This is a genomic window from Microbulbifer maximicatervae (SeqCode), from assembly GCF_052467305.1.
This window is the reverse complement of the sequence record NZ_CP174306.1, coordinates 2384149-2405288: the sequence shown is the minus strand read 5'-3', so window position 1 is coordinate 2405288 and position 21140 is coordinate 2384149. Positions and strand designations below refer to the sequence as shown.

Genomic DNA, 21140 nt, shown 5'->3' with positions numbered 1-21140 from the left:
TGAGGTAAGCCATTGAAGGCCGAAAGCGCAACTGAAAAAAGCCCTGCAGAGAGCAATGCATTGCCAGACTCATTGATCGCCCGACTCGTTCGCGAGGGGGCCCTGATCAGTTTGCTGGCTGGTGCCCTGTTGCTCGCCATTAGCCTGTTAAGCTTTAGCGCAGAAGATCCGGGCTGGTCGCAAACTGGCAGTACCCAACAAGTGCACAATGCCATTGGGCCAGCCGGTGCTTGGCTGGCAGATGTGTGTTTGTCTTTGCTCGGATGGATGGCTTACCTGTTCCCCTTGCTGATTGGTCTGCGGGCCTATCACATTCTTCGCGATCGCAATGCCCGCTTCCATTTGCCGCTATTTGCTTTGAGAGTATTTGGCTTGCTGCTTGTTCTTGTCAGCGGGGCGGCAATGGCGACTCTTTGTTTTGATCCCGCAGAAAACCCTCTGCCGTTTACCAATGGAGGCATCATCGGTAGCGCGATGGCGTCTGCCCTGGGTTCTAGCCTCGGCTATGTAGGGGCAACCATTTTACTGCTGGCGATATTTGCTATCGGTGTCACTGTTTTTACGGGGTTGTCGTGGCTCAAATTGGCAGAGGCAATCGGCAAGAATGTGCTCGGCTTTTTTGCCTTGCTGGGCAGTTTCTATCAACGCTGGCGCCAAAAGCGCAATGAGCGGAGGGTGGCCAGAGAGGCGATCGTCGTGCGCAAGGCCGCTGTGGAGGAAGAGAAACAGCGAGTTGCCAAACGAATTCCCCCGAAGATTGAGCCCGCAGCCCCCAAGCCGAAGCAGAGCCCTCGGGCAGCAAAGGAAAAACAGCGAGAGCTTTTCAAGAGTGGCCCGGTTACCGGAACCCTGCCGCCGCTGGGTCTTCTCGATCCAGCAGATCAAAACAAGAAGGCCGGTTTCTCCCGGGAATCCCTGGAAGCGCTGTCACGCCTGTTGGAACTTAAGCTGAAAGACTTCGGTGTTGTTGCCGAAGTGGTATCTGTTCTGCCGGGGCCGGTAGTAACCCGCTTTGAAATTCAGCCAGCTCCCGGCGTAAAGGTGAGCAAGATTTCCAATCTGGCAAAAGACCTGGCGCGCTCACTGGCGGTGATCAGTGTGCGTGTGGTTGAGGTAATCCCAGGCAAGTCGGTTGTGGGTATCGAAATCCCTAACGAAAATCGACAGATGGTACGCCTCAGTGAAGTGTTGTCGGCAGATGTCTACGATAATGCCAAATCGCCACTGACTCTGGCGCTCGGTCACGATATTTCCGGTCAGCCGGTGGTAGCTGATCTGGCCAAGATGCCTCACTTGCTGGTAGCGGGTACCACCGGTTCGGGTAAATCCGTGGGTATCAACGTTATGTTGTTGAGCCTGCTGTACAAATCCACGCCCGATGAGGTCCGCCTGATTCTGGTGGACCCAAAAATGCTGGAGCTCTCTGTGTACGAGGGCATTCCGCATTTGTTGACCCCGGTCATCACCGATATGAACGATGCCGCCAATGGTTTGCGTTGGTGTGTTGGAGAAATGGAGCGCCGCTACAAGTTGATGGCGGCAATGGGGGTGAGAAACCTCGCAGGCTTTAACCGCAAAGTGAAAGAGGCGGAAGAGGCCGGGGAGCCGCTGATCGATCCTATCTGGCAGCCAGATCCCGCCTCCAGCGTGCCGGAAGATGAACAAACCGCACCGGCCCTGAAAGCACTGCCTGCCATTGTTGTCGTGATTGATGAATTTGCCGACATGATGATGATCGTCGGTAAAAAGGTCGAACAGCTGATCGCACGAATCGCTCAAAAAGCCCGTGCAGCTGGGATCCACTTACTACTTGCAACCCAGCGACCATCTGTAGATGTTATTACCGGCTTGATTAAAGCCAATGTACCTACTCGAATCGGTTTCCAGGTTTCGTCCAAGGTGGATTCCCGCACAATCCTCGACCAGGGCGGTGCGGAGCAGCTGCTCGGTCATGGTGACATGTTGTACTTACCGCCTGGAAGTGGTGTTCCCGTTCGTGTCCACGGCGCTTTTGTCGACGATCACGAAGTGCATAAAGTTGTCGCGGATTGGGGCCGTCGCGGTGAGCCTGATTATATCGATGGTATTGTCGACGATAGTAATAACAGTATCCCCGTGCCTGGATTACAGTCTGAAGGCGGTGAGGATGAAGACCCTGAAGCCGATGCGCTCTACGACGAAGCCGTAGCTTTCGTCACTAAATCTCGCAAGGCGTCAATTTCCTCTGTGCAGCGTCAGCTGCGGATTGGTTACAATCGCGCGGCTCGAATTATTGACGCCATGGAGGCTGCCGGGGTGATATCTGCGGCGGGCCACAACGGCAATCGAGAGGTGCTGGCACCGCCGCCAGCCTGATAGGAGTTTGGCCCTTGGAGCAGTGGCGGGTTAAGCCACTGTTCACTTAGTCGGGGTTAATCTTTATGGAAATCAATACGTTGGGACTCCACTATGAAAAGAATTCTGCAGGGTCTGCTGCTTTCAATCAGTGTTACCGCCAGCGCGGCCTGGGCTGATGCCACCGATGACCTGAGCGATTTACTCAAGCCGTTGGAAGCGATTTCGGGTAATTTCAAACAGACATTGATCGACGAGCGTGGTGAGGTCACACAAAAGAGCAATGGTAGCTTTTCTGTGCAGCGCCCGGGCAAATTGCGCTGGAAAACCGGTGAGCCTTATCCCCAGTTACTGGTGACAAACAACAAGACGCTTTGGCTGTACGATCCGGACCTGGAGCAGGTGACAGTTCGCCCAGTGGATGCTCGTATTAAGGATACCCCAGCCCTATTACTGGGGGGCAAAGTAGAGGAAATTCGAGGCTCGTTTAATGTGAGCCAGAAAGAAGGGGTTTATCACCTGACCCCCAAGAACCCCTCGGCCCCTTTTAAAGCCATGGAAATTCGATTTGCCAAAAATGGCTTGCCGTCGGCAATGACCGTGCGCGATGGTATGGGACAAACCACTGAAATTCAGTTCAGTGGTATGGAAGCGAACCCAAAACTATCCGCTTCTATATTTGATTTTAAGCCCCCGGCCGGTACTGACATTATTAAAGATGAGTGATCTGTTCGATACTCCCAAAACCCACCAACCCCTCGCGGCCCGTATGCGGCCGAATTCCCTGGCCCACTATGTGGGCCAGTCGCATTTATTGGGGGAGGGCAAACCTCTGCGGGAGGCCGTAGAGCGCGGCCAACTGCACTCAATGATTTTGTGGGGCCCACCCGGTGTGGGCAAAACCACTTTTGCGCGGTTGTTAGCTGAAGAGTGCGATGCTCGATTTGCCACACTGTCTGCGGTACTCGCCGGAGTGAAAGATATTCGCCAGGCGGTGGCCGAAGCTGAACAGCACCGGATACAGTCGGGCCGACACACTATTTTATTTGTCGATGAAGTGCATCGGTTTAATAAAGCTCAGCAGGATGCCTTCCTTCCCTACGTGGAGGAGGGGACCGTGACTTTTGTCGGGGCGACTACTGAGAACCCCGCTTTTGAGTTGAACAATGCGCTCCTGTCCCGGTGTCGGGTCTATCTTTTGCGCAGTATTCCCGAAGAGGAGTTGTTGGGGTTGCTGCGCTACGCCCTGCAAACCGACCAGCAATTGCGCGAGCGGAGCGTCAACATTCCCGAGGAAGTGTTGGGCAAGATTGCCCGGGCTGCCGATGGGGATGCCCGCAGTGCTTTGAACTTGCTGGAAGTGGCATGCGATCTGGCCAAAGAGGAGGCCGGGCGACTGATTGTCGATGAAGACGTGCTCGCCGAGGTGCTCAGTGCCGATGTTCGCCGTTTTGATAAAGGCGGCGATTATTTTTACGATCAGATTTCCGCCATGCATAAATCAGTGCGGGGGTCTGACCCGGATGCGGCGCTCTACTGGTTTGTGCGGATGCTGGATGGAGGCTGCGACCCGCTATATATCGCTCGCCGTGTCGTGCGTATGGCTAGTGAAGATATCGGCAATGCGGACCCGAGGGCTTTGCAGTTGTCGCTGAATGCCTGGGATGTGCAGGAGCGCCTGGGGAGTCCCGAGGGCGAGTTGGCAATTGCCCAAGCCATTACTTACCTGGCGGTTGCGGCAAAAAGCAATGCAGTTTACTCCGCTTACAATCGTGCCGTGGCGGATGTTCGTCGCGAGCCCAGTTATGAAGTGCCAGTGCATTTGCGCAATGCCCCTACCAAACTGGCAAAAAGCCTGTCCCACGGTGCGGAGTATCGCTACGCCCACGACGAACCCGATGCTTTTGCTGCGGGAGAGAATTACTTCCCCGAAGAGATTGCTGAGCGCGAGTACTACCAGCCGGTTCCCCGAGGGCTGGAGTTAAAAATTTCAGAAAAATTGCAGACTCTGCGCCGACTGAATCGCGAGAGTGACAGGCAGCGTTACAGAAACTCTAAATAGATAGAAAGGAAGCAGCTAAATGCAGTGGCTGGCAGTCGCCCTGGGCGGCGCACTTGGGGCAGTTCTTCGCCACCTGGTGAGTATCTGGAGCTTTCCGGTATTTGAGGGTCGGTTTCCGCTAGGAACCATCATTGTCAATTTAACAGGCTCTTTTTTGATCGGTATTGTTTATGTACTGATCGCTCACCGCGCCATGTTGGGGGAGGAATGGCGTCTACTGTTGATGACCGGCATGTTTGGCGCACTGACAACCTTTTCCACTTTCTCCCTCGAAAGCCTGATACTGTGGCACAATGGCCAGCCGCTGGTGGCACTTGGCTATATTGTCGGCAGCCTTGTTGGTTGTTTGTTGGCCACCGCTGCTGCTGTCGCTTTGGCGACACGGTATTTTTAATTTAACTTCTCTGTTGTAGGAGCCTGATAACAGGCGAACTGGAAACGATGCTCGATCCCAAACTGATTCGCACGGATATGGACCAGGTGGCCGCCGCCCTGAAAAAGCGCGGTGTAGAACTGGATACTGCCAAACTTGAAGCCCTTGAAGAACGCCGCAAAGAATTGCAGGTGCGCACCGAGAGTTTGCAAAACGAGCGCAATAGCAAGTCGAAAAATATCGGCCGTGCCAAGGCGAATGGTGAAGATATTGCCCCGCTTTTGAAAGAAGTGGAGTCCCTCGGTGGCGAGTTGCAAGATGCCAAACATGCACTGACAGAATTGCAGGGAGAGCTGGATGCAATCTTGTCTGCGATTCCCAACTTGCCGGATGCCTCGGTGCCCGAAGGCGAGAGTGAAGATGATAATGTGGAGGTTCGCCGCTGGGGCCAGCCGCGTACTTTTGACTTTGAAGTTAAAGACCACGTAGACCTGGGTACACACCTTGGTGGCCTTGACTTCGAGATGGCAGTGAAGCTAACCGGCTCCCGCTTTGCAGTAATGAGCGGTGATGTTGCGCGTCTGCATCGCGCGTTGGCACAGTTTATGCTGGATACTCACACCGAAGAGCATGGTTACCAGGAAACCAATGTACCGGTTGTTGTGAATGCTGATTCCCTGTACGGCACTTCCCAGCTGCCTAAATTTGAGGAAGACCTGTTCAAGCTCGAAGATGATCGTGGTTTCTACCTGATCCCGACTGCGGAAGTGCCCCTCACCAATATGTATCGCGATCATATTGTTGAAGACAGTGCTAGCCTGCCGCATAAATTGGTTGCTCACACTACCTGCTTCCGCTCTGAAGCTGGCTCTCACGGCCGCGACACTCGTGGCATGATTCGCCAGCACCAGTTTGAAAAGGTAGAACTGGTTTGGGTGGCGCGTCCGGATCAGTCTGAAGAGGCATTGGAAACCCTGACGCAAAATGCTGAGACCATTTTGCAGAAGCTGAACCTGCCATACCGCACAGTGATTCTCTGCGGTGGCGATATCGGTTTCTCTGCTCGAAAGACATACGATATTGAAGTTTGGATTCCGTCCCAGGATAAGTACCGCGAGATATCCTCTTGCTCCCTGGTAGGTGACTTCCAGGCGCGCCGAATGAAGGCACGCTGGCGCAACCCGGAAACCAATAAGCCCGAATTGGTGCATACACTGAATGGCTCCGGCCTTGCCGTGGGTCGTACCCTCATCGCTGTTCTGGAAAATTACCAGCGCGAGGATGGCAGTATTGAGGTGCCGGAAGTATTGCGGCCCTATATGCGAGGCCAGGAAGTGATCTCAGCTTCCTGAGCGTAGCACTCCAAAAGGGCGAGCGTAGAGTTCGCCCTTTTTTGTTTGTAGTAATGAGTTTCACTTTGCCCGCTATTTGATGGAATAAGAAGTTGCGTTATTTACCCCTCGCATTTGATGTCAAAGATCATCCCTGTTTGATTGTTGGAGGCGGCTCCATTGCCACCCGTAAAGCTCGCTTATTGCACAAAGCGGGTGCACAGATATTGGTGGTATCCCCGGAAATTACCGATGAGCTTCAGCAAATGGTGACTGATTCTGGTGGGGAATGGTTTCAATCAGTTTATTCGAGCGAGTATTTACAGAAAGCGGGGCTGGTCGTTGCTGCATCTGATAGTGAGTCCGTGAATGCACAGGTTTCAGCCGATGCCCAGGCTCAGCGCCTACCTGTCAATGCGGTGGACGCGCCAGAGTTGTGCACGTTTACTTTCCCGGCCATTGTGGAGCGGGGAGATCTATCGATCGGTATCAGTAGTGGCGGCGCGGCTCCAGTACTGGCGCGCAGAATCAGGGCTCAGCTCGAAGCTCTGCTATCGCCGGGTCTGGGACCGCTGGTGACTTTGGCGGCGCGAATGCGCGATAGGGTTAAGGCAGCGTTGCCAGAGTCTCGCCGCAAGAATTTTTGGGAGTGGGTTTTTGCCGGCCCCGTTGCCAATCGCATGGAGGCGGGGCAACCAGCAGATGCAGAGCAGGCGCTGGTGGATGCGCTACAAGACTGGCAGGGGAGCCCCAATCCGGTGGGTGAGGTTTACCTGGTGGGTGGAGGTCCGGGAGATCCAGACCTGCTGACTTTTCGCGCACTGCGCTTGATGCAGCAGGCGGATGTGGTGCTCTACGATCGGCTGGTTTCACCGGAAGTGATGGAGTTGGTGCGCCGGGATGCAGAGCGGATCTATGTGGGTAAGCGCAAGGCTTTCCACGCGGTGCCACAGGACGATATCAATCAGCTGTTGGTAGATCTGGCCAGCCAAGGTAAAAAGGTTTTGCGGCTTAAGGGAGGCGATCCCTTTATTTTTGGTCGAGGCGGTGAGGAAATAGATAAATTGTCAGAGGCGGGGATTCCCTTTCAGGTGGTGCCGGGAATAACAGCGGCCTCTGGTTGTGCCAGTTACGCTGGTATCCCACTGACTCACCGGGATCACGCTCAATCTGTGCGCTTTATTACCGGGCACCTGAAAGAGGGTGAGTTGGACCTCCCTTGGCAAGAACTTGCGGGCCCAGCACAAACCCTGGTTTTCTATATGGGGCTTACGGGGTTACAAACTATTTGTGCTGAATTGATTAAACACGGGCTCGATGCGAATACGCCGGCTGCCTTGGTTGAAAAGGGCACTACGCGAGACCAGCGAGTAGTTGTCGGTGACTTGAGCAGCTTGCCGGCCCTTGCTGAAAACAGTGAAGTTCGAGCGCCAACACTCACCATCATTGGTGGGGTAGTGAGCTTGCATGAAAAGCTTCAGTGGTATCAGCCAAATCGAGAGGATTAAGGCAGGGACCCAATGACGCCGAGAGTACCTATACTGAAAAGGTACTCTCAGAGTGGTGTTCAATATGCTGCTTGCATTTATTCGCTTTTATTGCACCAATGCTGTGCGCTTTTTTCTCCCACCGGTCCGTGAAATAGCAATTCCTGCACAGCTAGACAGTCACACCCGGCGCTACACCTACCACTACCAGCAAAAGAAGAGTTGGGTGAGAAATCTCTGGATTACATCGGCGGCACTGATGTTGTGCTTTCCAGTGCTGCCTTTCGTTGTGAGTCTTGCCTTCTTCACCACGTTTCTGTCTTTTGCAATTCTCGATGAGACTGCCTGACTTTAGCGTCCCTGCGGTACCTCTAATTTAACGTGAGTCGGTAGCGAGGCTCGCGTTCAATAAATGATGAAGTGTTTCCCTTTACCCAATCCTGATGGCCGTTGCCGAAAAATGGTGAGAGTGGATGAGCACTTTGACCTGTGGCCATATGGAAAATACCGTCTGCATCCCGGCCCGGTGAAACCACTAAGCGCTGGGATGCGCCATGAGTGGGAGACTGGAAGCGGGGCATATGGGTATCTCCTGCGAGAGGCTCCGCAGGCATTGCCAGGAACCAGTTCAGCGGTGGTATTGCTTTGCCCAGTGGATGCTGGATCTTTGCCGTATTTTCAGCACCCCAGGATTGACGCTTAAGGGGCTGATTGCTGCGATTCATTTTTTCCAGTACTTGATCCAGAGCGGCGAGCTTTATCGCGTTCCAGGATTCAAAATCCGGGTTGAGAAGCTGTTTTGGCTCTTGCTGAGCCATTTCCCAAAGTGGGTATTCAAATTGGCGCTTGAGTTGGCCGAAAGAAAACTTGGGCTGATAGCGGCGCATGTAAGTCAAAATGGGCGCTGTCGTAAGCTCCATCAACTTCAGGCGATAGTTGCGAACGATGCGATAGCCTACGGAGTCGATGGCGGCTCGGCCTCCCCAATTTTGAATCTGTATATATACCTCGCGGTAGTCTTGCTGATCTTCAAGTAAGGTGAGGAGGTGTTGCTGCCACCGCTCGAGAAAAACTGCCTGATCGTCGAGCTGGATATTTAAAAGGTCCTGCTCATTGAATTTTTCTTGAGCGAAAAGCCGTTCGCGAATTTGTTGCTGACGTGCGCCGAGCGCATAGCCGTGGTTGCCCATGAGTTTGAGATAGTCCCCATCAACGATTCGAGCGTTGGCACTCCAGATTCGGCTTGACTCTGGGTTATACAGGCGGGGGTGCTCCTGGGGGCTTAAATAACCGTCCCAATAGGCACTACCATCTGCCCAGCTGACTGATCGACTGCCATCAAACCCGACTCGCTTGGGAATAGCGCCAGCCACAGTCCAACCAATATTGCCGTTACTATCGCCAACCACTAGGTTCTGGTGGGGGATGCCTATGGTGGGGCCAAGCTCCAGAGCTTCTTCGGCGGTACGAACAACTTCCATATCAATCAAGTTCATATTGCCGCCCAGAGTGTCGTGAGCAACCCAGCGGAATGCGAGAGGAACGCCATCGTGGTTTGTACCGATAACGGGACCCCAGATAGTTGTGCGAACTTCTATGGTTTTTGGGTCGCTGCCTTTGACGGCGATAGATTCTGTTTCATAGGCAAAATTCCTCCAGCCTTCAGGCGTTTTATATTGATTGCCGTCTTCGCTGAGTTCCAGTGGAATCAGGTCACTCCAGTCGCCCCCGGTGTTGGTAAATCCCCAGGCAACTAATTCGTTGCTTCCGGCAACCATAATTGGGCCGCCTGGAAGGGTTACGCCACGGACAAATCGGTTGGTGCCAGGTATGCTCCAGCCTGCTCGGAACCAGATATTGGGAACACTCAGCCCGAGGTGCATATCGTTGGCAAGAATGGCTCCACCGTGCGCTGTCAAATTACCGCCGACCACCCAGTTATTACTGCCGTAAATTTTGTCATCACTCTCCATCGCCTGATAAACGATAGTGTCCTGTTCATCTAAAAGCGCAGAAATCGGCGTTTCTGGGAGGCTGACTTTTTCTCGTGCTTCGCCAAATAGTGGTGCGTCCCATCGCCCGCCTTGGGGAAAATAGAAAGCGTAGAGATCTGCTGGAAGCAATTCGGCTAAAGCGGTGTCGCGAAGTTCATAACTACCGCGTTCACTTTGTAGCGTCAGGTACATGCTGTAGATCGTTAACAGGCTGTCGGCAGAATTCCAGGGGCGCGGTTCCTGACCCAATAACAAATACTCCCAGGGTTTTGCGGGAAGCTGGTTGAGGCCGAAATTAATACCGTTGATATATTGATCCAGAAGGGCTTTTTGTTCCGTCGGCATCGCAGCAATGTTTCGCTCTGCTCGCTGGCGAAATTGATGTAAACGTACCTTTTGATCGTGTTTTATAGTGGATGCGCCCAGTAATTCTGATAATTCCCCAGCAGAACTTCTCCGCAACAGATCCATTTGGAAAAAACGTTCCTGCGCGTGTAAAAAGCCCAATGCGAAGGCCGAACTGTTTCGGTTTTCAGAATGAATTAATGGCACTCCCTGTGAATCGCGCTCGATAACAACCGGGTCTTTTAATTCACCCGTGGTAATGGTTCCATCGAGAGAAGGCAAGCTCTGTCGGAGCCAGATCCAGGAGCCAATTAAAAATATAATTATCAAACCCAATAGGCTGAAAATTATTGCTGGCATATACCGCTTGAGAAATGGAAATGTTGTCATTGTGGTGGCCGCAAAATCTCTGAGTTAATGTCGGTAGCACTTTTTTGTGCAATTTTAATTTCACTCGCAAAGTTACTAAGCGATACAAAGAGTAACTTTTAGTGACAAAACCCAAGCTTTAAATTATAGGATTTTCCTGTCATTCACTGCTATTTCTCGAAGAACTGACTGGTCACAAGAAAAAAGTCATCGCAGGGTTTTCAATATGAAAACGCAACCGTAAGATGGCGTGCAATAACAAAAACAACAAGAAATCGAAAACATCAGGCTGTATAACAATAAACGCGAGGACGCGATGATGCACGATGTTGGTAGAGATGTAACAAACCGTAGATTCAATCTTTCCATTCTTTCTGGAACCATTGCTTTCCTCACCGCTGTCGGCTCTCACGTTCACGCTGCGGAAATTGAGGAGGTTGTCGTTACTGCGCAGAAGCGAGCGGAAAACCTACAGGACGTACCTATCGCGATTTCCGCCTTCACCGGGGAAAATATAAAAGAAGCCGGTGTCAAAAATTTGACTGACTTGGGGAAATATACGCCGGGCGTGGAAATGCACAATGATACCGCCCTGCAGCCAACGTACAGTATTCGCGGAGTGCAAACTAATGACTGGACCATAGGCTCTGATCCAGCAGTGGCGGTCTATGTGGATGGGGTTTATACCGGCCGCAGTGCAGGTGCCGAGATACCGCTGACCGATATTGAGAGGGTTGAAGTCCTCAAAGGGCCGCAGGGTACACTATTCGGTCGCAATGCCACCGGTGGTGCGATCCACATTATTACCACCAAACCGCAGGCGGATGACTCTACGGAATTAAATCTAACTGCCGGTAATTATGGGCGCCAGTCGTCGGATCTTTTGGTTAATCGCCAAATTAGTGACAACCTGTATGGTCGTTTTTCGGCGTCGACAAATCGTCGCGATCCATTTGCCGATAATTTAGCAAATGGATTCTCTGTAGGGGATCAGGATACTCAGACCTACCGCGCCTCTGTGTTGTGGGAGCCGGCGACGGATACCGAGGTGCTGTGGCGCGCCAATTACGGGATTATGGATCAAGGCAGCGCTTTGCGAACAACCATAGTGCCCAGCCTTAAAGATGAAACGGATGTTTTTGGCGACTACGCCCTGGATACCCCGACCATTGAGGATCGTGATTCCTTTGGCACATCACTGACAATTACCAAAGATTTCGATAATTTCACTTTTACTTCGATTACTGCCTACAGCGAATTCGATGCCCACCTGCAGCAGGATGAGGATGGTACCGCCAACCCGGACTATATGTTTGGGTCAGCTAATACTGATGATCAAAGCCAGTTCTCTCAAGAATTCCGTCTCAATGGTGCTACAGATACTATCAAATGGACTCTGGGAGCTTCTTACTCCGAAGAAGAGGTGGATCACACCACTTATGCCAATTTCACTACCGGATCGGTGGAATCCTTTGCCGTTTATGAAGGGGTAAAGGCTGCCTATCCGGACCTGACCCAAACCGAGCAAGAGGACTTAGCGGTTATCACCCGTGCGCAGCTACAGCAGGCGGGGTTGGAGGGAATTGCCAGCGCTTCCTTTGTCTATGACCTGATGCTGCAAACAGGCCAGGTGGATGCATTACTCGCTCAGTTAGGCGCTGCTGGAATAACCGGCGATATGCTCTATGCGGAAGATGTAGTCGGACAGATGATGGCGGGCTTCAACCCCTGGATAGCCTCGGATGCACATTGGGGGGAGAGTGTTCGCAATACAGGTGATTACCGTTCCAGTGCTATTTACGGCGACATGACCTGGAGCCTTACCGATAAGATGGACCTGACTGTCGGTGCTCGTTATACCTACGATCAAAAAGATTTCACCATCCAGACGGCTTATGGCAACAGTATTCCTCTGTCACTATCCGGCGGAGATGTGCGCTTGGTTGACGGAGATGGCAACGTAATCGGCACTGTAACCCTGCCTGAGGTCGATTTGGGGTCCCAGTTGTTTGGTATTGTGTTTTTCAACAATGGCCAGCCGGTTTTGGACTCCAAATTGAGTGATAGCTGGAGCGACCTTTCCGGTCGTATAGTGCTGGATTACCGCTGGAATGACGATGTGATGACCTATGTCTCCCTGGCGGATGGTTTTAAAGCCGGTGGATTCAATAGTCTTAACTTTGGTCCCGGGGTTGAGTCATCTTTCGATCAGGAAGATGTCGTTAACCTGGAGGTTGGTCTTAAGAGCAGCCTGTTCGACAACCGAGTACGCTTGAATACCTCTATTTACACCTACGAATACAACAATTTGCAGGAGTTGGATCTGGTGGGTACTCCTATTCCCAGTTATAACTTGCGGAATTCGGATGCAGAGGGCACTGGGGCGGAGATCGAAGTGCAGTGGGCAGTAACAGAGAGCTTGTTTATTGCCGGTAATTACTCCTACCTGGATACAGAGTTTACTGACTATCAGATCATCGAAGCTATTGGTGAGACTGAAGAGGACTCGAAAGTAGGCCAGTCTCGGGTATCAACGCCAGAGAATAAATTCAACCTAATGGCTGAATACACAGTGGACCTTGCATCTGGCGGGGAGTTTATTTTCCGTGGCGATTACAACTGGACAGATGAGCGAATTGGTTCGATTACTGACCGGACACGTATCGTGGAAGACTATCAGTTATTCAACCTGCGGGCGGCCTGGAACAGCCCTTCAGATAGTTATTCATTAGCGCTCTGGATACAAAATTTGACGGATGAAGAAATCGCTGGCGGCTATGGTGGTACCGGTGCAGCCATTGGTGCCAGTCCCGCTTGGCGCTTTATGCCGAGAATGTACGGTGCGGATTTAACTGTCCGATTTTAATTAACCCATGGGTTAATACGGCACAGGGATGTGCTGTTGTCGACCTTGGGAGGGCATTTAAAGGCTACAAGGGTATTGTGGGATTATTTAGAGCCCCTTATTCCGGCAGTAGTCTATAAAAAACGTTTAGACTGTGAAAATTGCGTCTAAATTTTGAAAGAAATAGTACATAAAACAATTTTTGCTCTATTTTATTAAGTTATTCCTGTCAGCATGACGAGAGAGTGGGCCGGTTTATCCGGCCCTTTTTTTATTGACCCTTCAAGAGAAAAATAAACTGGCGCATATACCCTTCTGTTGAATAGCTAGCCTCTAGGTTTACACCTAAAACTGCGTATGATGATTTCAATAGAGAAGAAATGTGTCGCAGTTGATTACTAATATGGCAATACACGTCGGTGAAGTAACTTTAGAGGAAGTACAACATCAACTTCTCAGTGATTACCAGAAAGTTCGTGCAGAGACAGAGAATCTTGCGTTGCCGTTATCCCCGGAGGATATGCAGCTACAGTCTATGCCGGATGCCAGTCCTACCAAATGGCATTTAGCACATACGAGCTGGTTCTTTGAGACCTTTATCCTTGCCAACCGGTTGCGGGGATATCAAACATTTAACCCACACTTCAACCACCTGTTCAACTCTTACTACAACAGTTTGGGTACCCCCTTTGCACGCCCTAACAGGGGGCTAATTTCGCGTCCGGATAGTGCCCAGGTTTATGAATATCGAAAGTTTATCGATGACTCCATGCACCGGATGCTCAGTGAGTACCCGATTCCTGAAAATTTGGCCGCGTTGGTCCAGCTGGGGTTGAATCATGAGCAGCAGCACCAGGAATTGATATTGACCGATATCAAGCATGCGCTGTCAACTAACCCCATGGCACCGGCATACAGGGATATGTTTCCTGAAGATGAAGACGGGGCGCTGGAACCTTTGCGATGGTTGAGCATACCCAAGGACTTCTATGGGATAGGGAGTGATGGGGATGCTTTCTGCTTTGATAATGAAGGCCCTGAGCATCAGCAGTTTATCGATGACTTTGTGATTGCCTCCCGATTGGTTACTAATGGGGAGTACCTTGAATTTATAGAGGATGGTGGCTATGAACAGCATCGGCTGTGGCTTTCGGATGGTTGGCTGCATTTGCAGAAAAATCAGCAAAAGCACCCATCCTATTGGCGGCTGAACAGTGATGGTTGGCATCAGTACTCCCTCTATGGGTTGCTACCCTTAAATCCAGCTGAGCCTGTCTGCCATCTTTCTTTCTATGAGGCAGATGCTTTCGCAACCTGGGCTGGAAAACGATTGCCTACTGAATTTGAATGGGAGGCAGCTGCTTGCCATTTACGCCAGCCGAATCAGATGGCATCAGCTAATTTCCTGGAAAAACGTCACTTTAGGCCATTGCAGGCGCAGCGGGGGCAAACGCAGTTCTTAGGGGATTTGTGGGAGTGGACTTCCAGCGCTTACTTACCTTATCGGGGCTTCAGAGCCCGGGAGGATGCAGTAGGGGAGTACAACGGAAAGTTTATGTGTAACCAAAAGGTTCTTCGCGGTGGATCTTTTGCAACCCCGGCTGACCATATCCGGATCAGTTACCGCAACTTCTTTTATCCACACCAGTCGTGGCAATTTACCGGTATCCGTTTGGCAGGAGACTAAATGTGAAAGCAGCCGTATCATCGATGCAGGAAAGTTCACAACAAGACCATGAATTTCTCAATGATGTGTTACGGGGGTTGGCCGGAGATCAGAAAACACTACCGTGTAAATACCTATACGACGAACTTGGCTCTCAGTTATTCGAGAAAATATGTGATGTAGACGATTATTATTTAACCCGTACTGAGGCGAAGATATTCAGTCAGTATCTACCGGATATTGCTGAGGAAATTGGCCCAGGGGCACTACTGGTGGAGCCCGGTGCAGGCAACTGCGAAAAAGTAGAGGGCCTACTGCATCTATTAAAAAGCCCTAGCGGATACTATCCCATCGATATTTCCCCGGAGATTCTCTATCTGGCGGGGCAACGAATTAAAAAAGGCTTACCTCATATTTCTATCTGGCCGGAAGTGGGTGACTTTACTCAAGCCGAAGTATGGGACAATCTGTCGAATATTGAGTCAAAAAAACGTGTGGTGTTTTTTCCTGGTTCGACAATTGGAAACTTTGAGCCGGATAGGGCGGAGCAATTGCTGGAGACGTTTGCGGCAAATTTGAGAGCGGGAGACGGCCTGCTTATCGGAACTGATTTAGTTAAAGATTCAGTTGTGCTGGAGAGGGCGTATCACGATAGTGAGCATATTACGGAGCAGTTTAACAAGAACCTCCTGCAACGAATTAACAGTGAGTTGGGAGGCAACTTTGATTTGTCATCTTTCTCTCATCGCGCCTTCTATCAGCCATTGCGACAACGCGTAGAAATGCATTTAGTTAGCCTCCGGGATCAGAACGTCGCAATCGCTGGGGAACAAATCGTCTTTTCGGAAGGGGAGACTATTCATACCGAGAATAGCCATAAATATAAAGTGAGTAGTTTTAATACCCTGTTGATGAAAGGCGGCTTTAAACCTGTTCGCCACTGGACTGATTCCTCTGAATCTTATGCTATTCACTATGCCCAGGCTATCTAGGGAGGTTTTAGGTCTCCTTTTCTCACTGGTGATATTGGCCGCACCAGCAAGTTTTGCTGGTGCGGAGGAAAAAAAACAGTGGGATGCCGATAGTTTTATTGTGTATAAACATCCGCTTTGCTTCTGTTGTAACAAATGGGTGGATTATCTACGGGGTAACGACATTGCCGTATCTACCAGTTCTGAGCTGAATATGGCCAAAATTCGGCAGCAATGGGGTGTTCCTCGGGGGATGGAGGGTTGCCATACGGCGGTGTGGCACAACAAATATGTTTTTGAAGGCCATGTTCCCGTCAAACATATCCTGCAATTTATTTCCTCTCCTCCAGAGGATGGAATCGGTCTATTAGTACCCGGGATGCCCGTTGGTAGCCCAGGAATGGAAGTGGATGGAAAGTTTGAACCTTACAATATTTATCTGCTGCTGGAAGGGGGAGACTATCGCCCCTTTGTCCGAGTCGAGAAGCCCCAGAGTTAGCTCTTGTTTTTAGGTCTGTAGCGAGCTGTACCAAATAATATAGAGATAACTCGCTGCCACACTGATAACACTTACCGGCAACATCAATAAAAAGAACTGCCAGAAGTTAAATGGTTGCACACCAAATTTTTCCGCCTGCTGCAGCACTATTACATTGCTGGCTGCGCTGATTATAAATAGGTTACCAGCAACTGTAGATATGGCTGATAGCATCATAAGTGTTTGAGTGTCGTGTTCATGTAGCAGATTCAGGTAGATTTCCACTACGGGAACATTGGAAAACAGTTGGCTGGCAAAAAAACTGACAAAAGTTACGGTTTCAGGTTCAGCCAGATTAATCCCGCTCTTGTGCAGAAAAAACTGTAGTGATCCGGACTTGAGTAGTGAGCCGGTCACAATAAACATAGAAATAAAGAAAAAGAGGGTGGGCCAGTCTACTTCTCTCAGTATTCTTCTTCTTTCATGACTCGCCAGATAAATGGGTGAGCAGGCGACCAAGCCTATTTGACCCAAGGTTGGGTGGTAAATACCTTCTACGTTATGAAGTACACTGCCTAATGCTATTAGAATTACCAGAAGGGCTGCCGACAATAGAGGTGGCCATTTTTGTGCTATCTCATTGTCCTCTCGATGCTGAATGCCTACATTGTGACTGGGTTCGTCAACTTTAAGAAACCTTTTTAACCAAAGAATCGACAGCAGCATGGTGATTGCTGCCGGGATAAAGATCCACTCGGCAAATACCAGAAACATATTGTCAAACTGCCCTGCGTTGGCAATCAAGATATTTTGTGGGTTGCCGACTGGGGAGATCATGCTGCCGATCGTTACGGTGGCACAAAGTAAAATAAGTAGGGGTACAACACCCCAGTTCATATCCCGAGCCATCAATAGAGCGATGGGTACACCAATCACTGCTGCAGCATCATTGGTGAGAAGGGCGGCGCAGACGGCCATGATCAGGACATAGCTTGCCAGTATGGTATTGGGGTTTTTACGGGAGAGTATTCGCCTGCTGATTTGTGCTGAAATCCCTGTGTCGTACAGAGCGGATGCAATCGAAAATACAGAGAATAAGTAGAGGATTAAATCCCAATCTACAGCAAAGAATGCGTCTTTAAGTGTGATTTGCCTCAAGGCCAAAAGTGCTACTGCGCCAAGGGTCATGATGTGCCAGATACGAACGGCAGATGGTAGCCATTGGCGCACGGCTATTAGGATAAAGATGATTGCCGAGACGGTTAAGCTGATAGACATCTATCGTTATCCGAGTGTCGCTAGTCCCAACTGCTACTCTGGTTTTCAGCATTGCTATTTTTCTGAGGCTCTATCCAGTGCAGCAGAGTGCCAACAAGGCCATTCATAAGAGTTTAAACAAACCTCTTCTCTTTACGAATTTCTTTGCTGGAGATGTGGTTGCGGGTTTGGGACCATACCTGGCTATTTACCTGCTCTCAGCCATGCACTGGAAGCCGGGAGATATTGGGGTTGTCCTGGCAATTGGCGGGGTAACCACTGTACTGCTGCAGACACCTGCTGGCGCATTTATCGATAGTACTCGCTTTAAGAGAGGGCTTATTGCCACTTGCGGGATCATTATCGGTGTTGTTTCTATCACTATTGTGGAATTTACCAGCCACAAGCCATTGATTTATCTCTCTCAGGTTTTGATGGGAGGCGCAATTGCTTTCGTGGCTCCTTCTATTGCGGCAATCACACTCGGGGTTACCAGCGATAAGAACTTTACCTATCAAACCAGTGCCAACCAGGCCTCCAATCATGCGGGCAATGTCTTTGCTGCTGGGCTTGCAGCGATTCTTGCCCTGACTATTTCCGGGCAGGGGGTGTTCTGGTTGATGGCGGTTATGGGTGCCCTTATGGCGATCTCGGTAGCCTTTATTCCGGGAAAATCTATCGATCATATTCGTGCTCGGGGCGGAGAGCACAAGGATCTAGAGGGCAAAGCACAGCCGTCGGGCTTCAAGTCACTGCTGTCTGACAGGCGCCTGGTCGCTTTGGCTGTCAGCGTGTTTCTATTCCACTTTGGCAATGCCGCGATGTTGCCCTTGGTGAGTCAGAAACTGTCGATTAACTCGAATGCCGATATAGCTATTGCCTTTACATCAGCTTGTATCATCGCCGCCCAGTTTATGATGATGCTGATGTCCTTTCTGTGTGCGGCCAAAGCGGATACCTGGGGGCGCAAGCTAATCTTCCTTATCGGTTTTTTTATCAATCCGGTACGGGCGCTGTTGTTTATGTCTACGGACAATCCGTACTTCCTGGTAGCAATTCAATCCCTGGATGGCGTGGCTAATGGTATATTTGGCGTCATTATTATTTTAATGTGTGCCGACCTGACACGTGGTACGGGCCGTTTCAATGTTACTCAGGGCGCTATGGCCGCCTTGGTGGGAATTGGTTCGGCATGTAGTAATTTTTCTGCGGAATATATTGTTCAGTATTTTGGCTATGGCGTTGCTTTTCTTACTTTGGGAGCTATTGCTCTGATCGCCGGTACATTTTTTCTGATTTTTGTCCCAGAAACGAAAGGGGCAACAATCCCTAAACCATCAGCAGGAAACTGATAGCCCCGGTTGTTTCGACTACTGATAGAAATCTATGGTTAATTCTTTTTCTCCAGCCCCAGGCCTTGGCAATCGACATATTCAGACCGTATTCAGTCGTTTTCACCGCGCCACCCCCTGGATTGAGACAGATTGCCGCTGGTACGAAACGCCTGATGGCGATCGCCTTTCTTTGCATTTTCCCAGGCCGCTACGCAATGATCCCGATTATCCTCTGGTATTGATACTTCACGGTTTGGGAGGTTCGGTAGAGTCGCCCTATGTGCAGGGGCTGATGGAAACCCTTCTGGCATACCATTATCAGGTCGCTGTAATGCATTTTCGAGGTTGTGGTGGTGTGCCTAACAAGTTGCCGAGGGCCTATCACAGTGGTGACACTGAAGATCCTCGCTGGCTGGTTAGTGAACTTAAGAAACAGTTTCCATTAATGACGATTGCCGTGGTTGGCTTCTCATTGGGCGGAAATGTTGTTCTGAAAATGTTAGGTGAAGATGGTGGCCGCGGGCAGGTAGCCGCTGGGATTGCTGTTTCGGCGCCAATGGACCTCCATGCCTGTAGTCGCTACATCAACACTGGTATATCCCACCTTTATGAGCGCCACCTGATTAGCGGGCTTCGTTTGAGCCTGCTTCATAAGGCGAAAGACCCACAGTTGGCTGCGGCCTTACCCGATCTCAATTGCAGTGAGGACTTTGTCGATTTCAGGCATTTCGACAATGCTTTCACTGCGCCGTTACATGGTTTTCGTGATGTGGATGAGTATTACACCCAGGCATCCAGTAAGCCTTTACTCAAAGATATTCGCACGCCGACTTTGATTATCAACGCCGTTGATGATCCTTTTATTTGTCCATCAGCGATACCTGTAACCAGCGAAGTTAGTTCTGCTGTCGATTTGGCGGTGAGTGATCGAGGGGGGCATGTAGGGTTTATAGATGGGACGGTATGGAGCCCCAGTTATTGGCTGGAGAAAAAAATACCCTACTTTTTGGGGGCAGTCGTTGGGTTTCCAAAGGGAGCCCGTTAGGGGGCTCCCATTTCCAGGCTCAGGGTTAACAGCACTGGGTACTCGATTGATCCGCTTCGGGAGTGTCGCTGGCAAATGGCATTTCCTTGCCGCAGCCGGGAAACAGGCCAAAGTGCCGTGAAAAATCGCCAATAAACTCGAAGTGGGGTGCGAGACGGGTCTCTGCGAGCATTCTCCAAGTATTACCGCACACAGGGAATACTCGTCCGGTCTCAATAATGTGGTGTCCATCGAGAACGAATTGATCGGCAGAGCCCGGTAGTGTGCCTTTGTAAATCACTGCTTGGCCGTAATCCTCACAGTCTTTTTCCAGTTGCGCTAATTTGAACAATCGATAAGTGGCGGAAAAAAATCGAATTGATCCACAGCGCTGGGCCAGGGTTGGGTTGGTGATAAGTAATGGCCGACTCTCCACCAGGCGTGGATCGCGGAAGCCGCTGCCCTGAGCAATTTCCAGAAAGTCATTCCAGTAGAGTGCGCCCCCAAGACACTCGCCGAATAGTTCGGGGTCAGAGCTAATTGCGGGGGGAATGCGGCGGTCGGCATAGACATCGGAGAAGTAAAATTCTCCCCCTTGTTTCAGCAGCCGGAACAAGCCTTTGAGAACAGCATCTTTGTCTGTGGAGAGGTTAACCACACAATTGGAAATGATCACATCAAAGCTTTCAGGCTCTAATTCCAGTTCCTCCAGCTTTTCGATGTAGCCGTGCAGGAAGCGGACATTGTCATAGCCAAACTTGTCGGCGTGATGGGCTTGGTGCTGCCTGGCCACAGCCAACTGCTCTTCCGTCATATCGACACCAACTACTTCACCTTTTGGACCTACCAACTGGGAGAGCAAGTAAATATCCCGGCCTGAGCCACAGCCAAGATCCAGTACCCGGCAGCCTTCCAAAAGTGGAGGGCAGACAAGTCCACAGCCGTAATAGCGGGATAGGACATCGGGATGAATATTGGACAGCAATGGTTTTAGCCACTCTGGCATATCGCTGGGATCACAACAGGCATTGGTCTTCAGGTCTGAAGAGTTCTTTAGTTGGCGTCCGTAGTAGTCCTGTACTAAATCGTGCATTGGCTCTTTACCTATTGCGGGGGTTAACCAAAAAGGCGCAGTTGCGCCGGTATTGGCGCTCTTTGTAATTTTGCTGTGGAAGTGTAACAAGTCTGCGGTTCCCTCGACTAAAAACCAGAGGAATCACGGAAGAGTTGAGGAGTTAGAGGTTCTTCTGGCCAAAGGTTTCCGCTTTCG

16 protein-coding genes are annotated in these 21140 nt (G+C 50.6%); 13 read left to right on the top strand and 3 right to left on the bottom strand.

What is annotated here, in order from left to right; genetic code table 11:
- Positions 1-12: 12 nt before the first annotated feature.
- The 7 genes from ACJJI4_RS10590 (at position 13) to ACJJI4_RS10560 (ending at position 7936) form a co-directional block, all read left to right on the top strand.
- A complete protein-coding gene (locus ACJJI4_RS10590; RefSeq protein WP_282933070.1) occupies positions 13-2355 on the top strand; it encodes a DNA translocase FtsK in 2343 nt (780 codons plus the stop codon).
- A gap of 93 nt (positions 2356-2448) precedes the next feature.
- On the top strand, positions 2449-3060 hold the full coding sequence (gene lolA / locus ACJJI4_RS10585; protein ID WP_282933069.1) for an outer membrane lipoprotein periplasmic chaperone LolA: 612 nt from the start codon (positions 2449-2451) through the stop codon (positions 3058-3060).
- Positions 3053-4396: a replication-associated recombination protein A gene (locus ACJJI4_RS10580; protein ID WP_413662219.1), complete on the top strand. Its 1344-nt coding sequence runs from the start codon at positions 3053-3055 to the stop codon at positions 4394-4396. Before lolA ends, ACJJI4_RS10580 begins: the two co-directional genes overlap by 8 nt.
- A gap of 19 nt (positions 4397-4415) precedes the next feature.
- On the top strand, positions 4416-4790 hold the full coding sequence (gene crcB, locus ACJJI4_RS10575; protein WP_282933067.1) for a fluoride efflux transporter CrcB: 375 nt from the start codon (positions 4416-4418) through the stop codon (positions 4788-4790).
- 47 nt (positions 4791-4837) lie between these two features.
- Positions 4838-6121: a serine--tRNA ligase gene (gene serS, locus ACJJI4_RS10570; protein ID WP_282933066.1), complete on the top strand. Its 1284-nt coding sequence runs from the start codon at positions 4838-4840 to the stop codon at positions 6119-6121.
- A 92-nt stretch (positions 6122-6213) separates the two neighbouring features.
- Positions 6214-7608 (top strand): siroheme synthase CysG, encoded by a 1395-nt coding sequence (gene cysG / locus ACJJI4_RS10565; protein WP_444928045.1) that lies wholly within the window; start codon positions 6214-6216, stop codon positions 7606-7608.
- A 64-nt stretch (positions 7609-7672) separates the two neighbouring features.
- Positions 7673-7936 (top strand): hypothetical protein, encoded by a 264-nt coding sequence (locus ACJJI4_RS10560; protein ID WP_444908100.1) that lies wholly within the window; start codon positions 7673-7675, stop codon positions 7934-7936.
- Positions 7937-7958: 22 nt separating this feature from the next.
- Here ACJJI4_RS10560 and ACJJI4_RS10555 read toward each other — a convergent pair whose 3' ends face one another.
- Entirely contained in the window at positions 7959-10256 is a 2298-nt protein-coding gene (locus ACJJI4_RS10555) for a penicillin acylase family protein (RefSeq protein WP_444928044.1), read from the bottom strand.
- A 355-nt stretch (positions 10257-10611) separates the two neighbouring features.
- Here ACJJI4_RS10555 and ACJJI4_RS10550 point away from each other — a divergent pair, with 355 nt between their 5' ends.
- The 4 genes from ACJJI4_RS10550 (at position 10612) to ACJJI4_RS10535 (ending at position 16276) form a co-directional block, all read left to right on the top strand.
- Complete coding sequence (locus ACJJI4_RS10550; protein WP_444928043.1) at positions 10612-13161, top strand: TonB-dependent receptor; 2550 nt, start codon at positions 10612-10614, stop codon at positions 13159-13161.
- Positions 13162-13522: 361 nt separating this feature from the next.
- Positions 13523-14827, top strand: a complete 1305-nt coding sequence (gene egtB / locus ACJJI4_RS10545) for an ergothioneine biosynthesis protein EgtB (RefSeq protein WP_444928042.1) — start codon at positions 13523-13525, stop codon at positions 14825-14827.
- Between the two features lie 2 nt (positions 14828-14829).
- A complete protein-coding gene (egtD, locus tag ACJJI4_RS10540) occupies positions 14830-15798 on the top strand; it encodes an L-histidine N(alpha)-methyltransferase (RefSeq protein ID WP_444928041.1) in 969 nt (322 codons plus the stop codon).
- Positions 15782-16276, top strand: a complete 495-nt coding sequence (locus ACJJI4_RS10535) for a DUF411 domain-containing protein (RefSeq protein WP_444897506.1) — start codon at positions 15782-15784, stop codon at positions 16274-16276. The genes egtD and ACJJI4_RS10535 overlap by 17 nt, the downstream gene beginning before the upstream one ends.
- A 9-nt stretch (positions 16277-16285) precedes the next feature.
- Here ACJJI4_RS10535 and ACJJI4_RS10530 read toward each other — a convergent pair whose 3' ends face one another.
- A complete protein-coding gene (locus ACJJI4_RS10530) occupies positions 16286-17533 on the bottom strand; it encodes an ArsB/NhaD family transporter (RefSeq protein ID WP_413662211.1) in 1248 nt (415 codons plus the stop codon).
- 77 nt (positions 17534-17610) lie between these two features.
- Between ACJJI4_RS10530 and ACJJI4_RS10525 the strand changes: the two genes are divergently transcribed.
- Both ACJJI4_RS10525 and ACJJI4_RS10520 read left to right on the top strand, forming a co-directional pair.
- Entirely contained in the window at positions 17611-18864 is a 1254-nt protein-coding gene (locus tag ACJJI4_RS10525; RefSeq protein ID WP_444928040.1) for an MFS transporter, read from the top strand.
- 34 nt (positions 18865-18898) lie between these two features.
- Entirely contained in the window at positions 18899-19891 is a 993-nt protein-coding gene (locus ACJJI4_RS10520) for a hydrolase (RefSeq protein WP_444897503.1), read from the top strand.
- A gap of 25 nt (positions 19892-19916) precedes the next feature.
- Here ACJJI4_RS10520 and ACJJI4_RS10515 read toward each other — a convergent pair whose 3' ends face one another.
- Positions 19917-20963: a methyltransferase domain-containing protein gene (locus ACJJI4_RS10515; protein ID WP_444913969.1), complete on the bottom strand. Its 1047-nt coding sequence runs from the start codon at positions 20961-20963 to the stop codon at positions 19917-19919.
- Positions 20964-21140 lie beyond the last annotated feature (177 nt).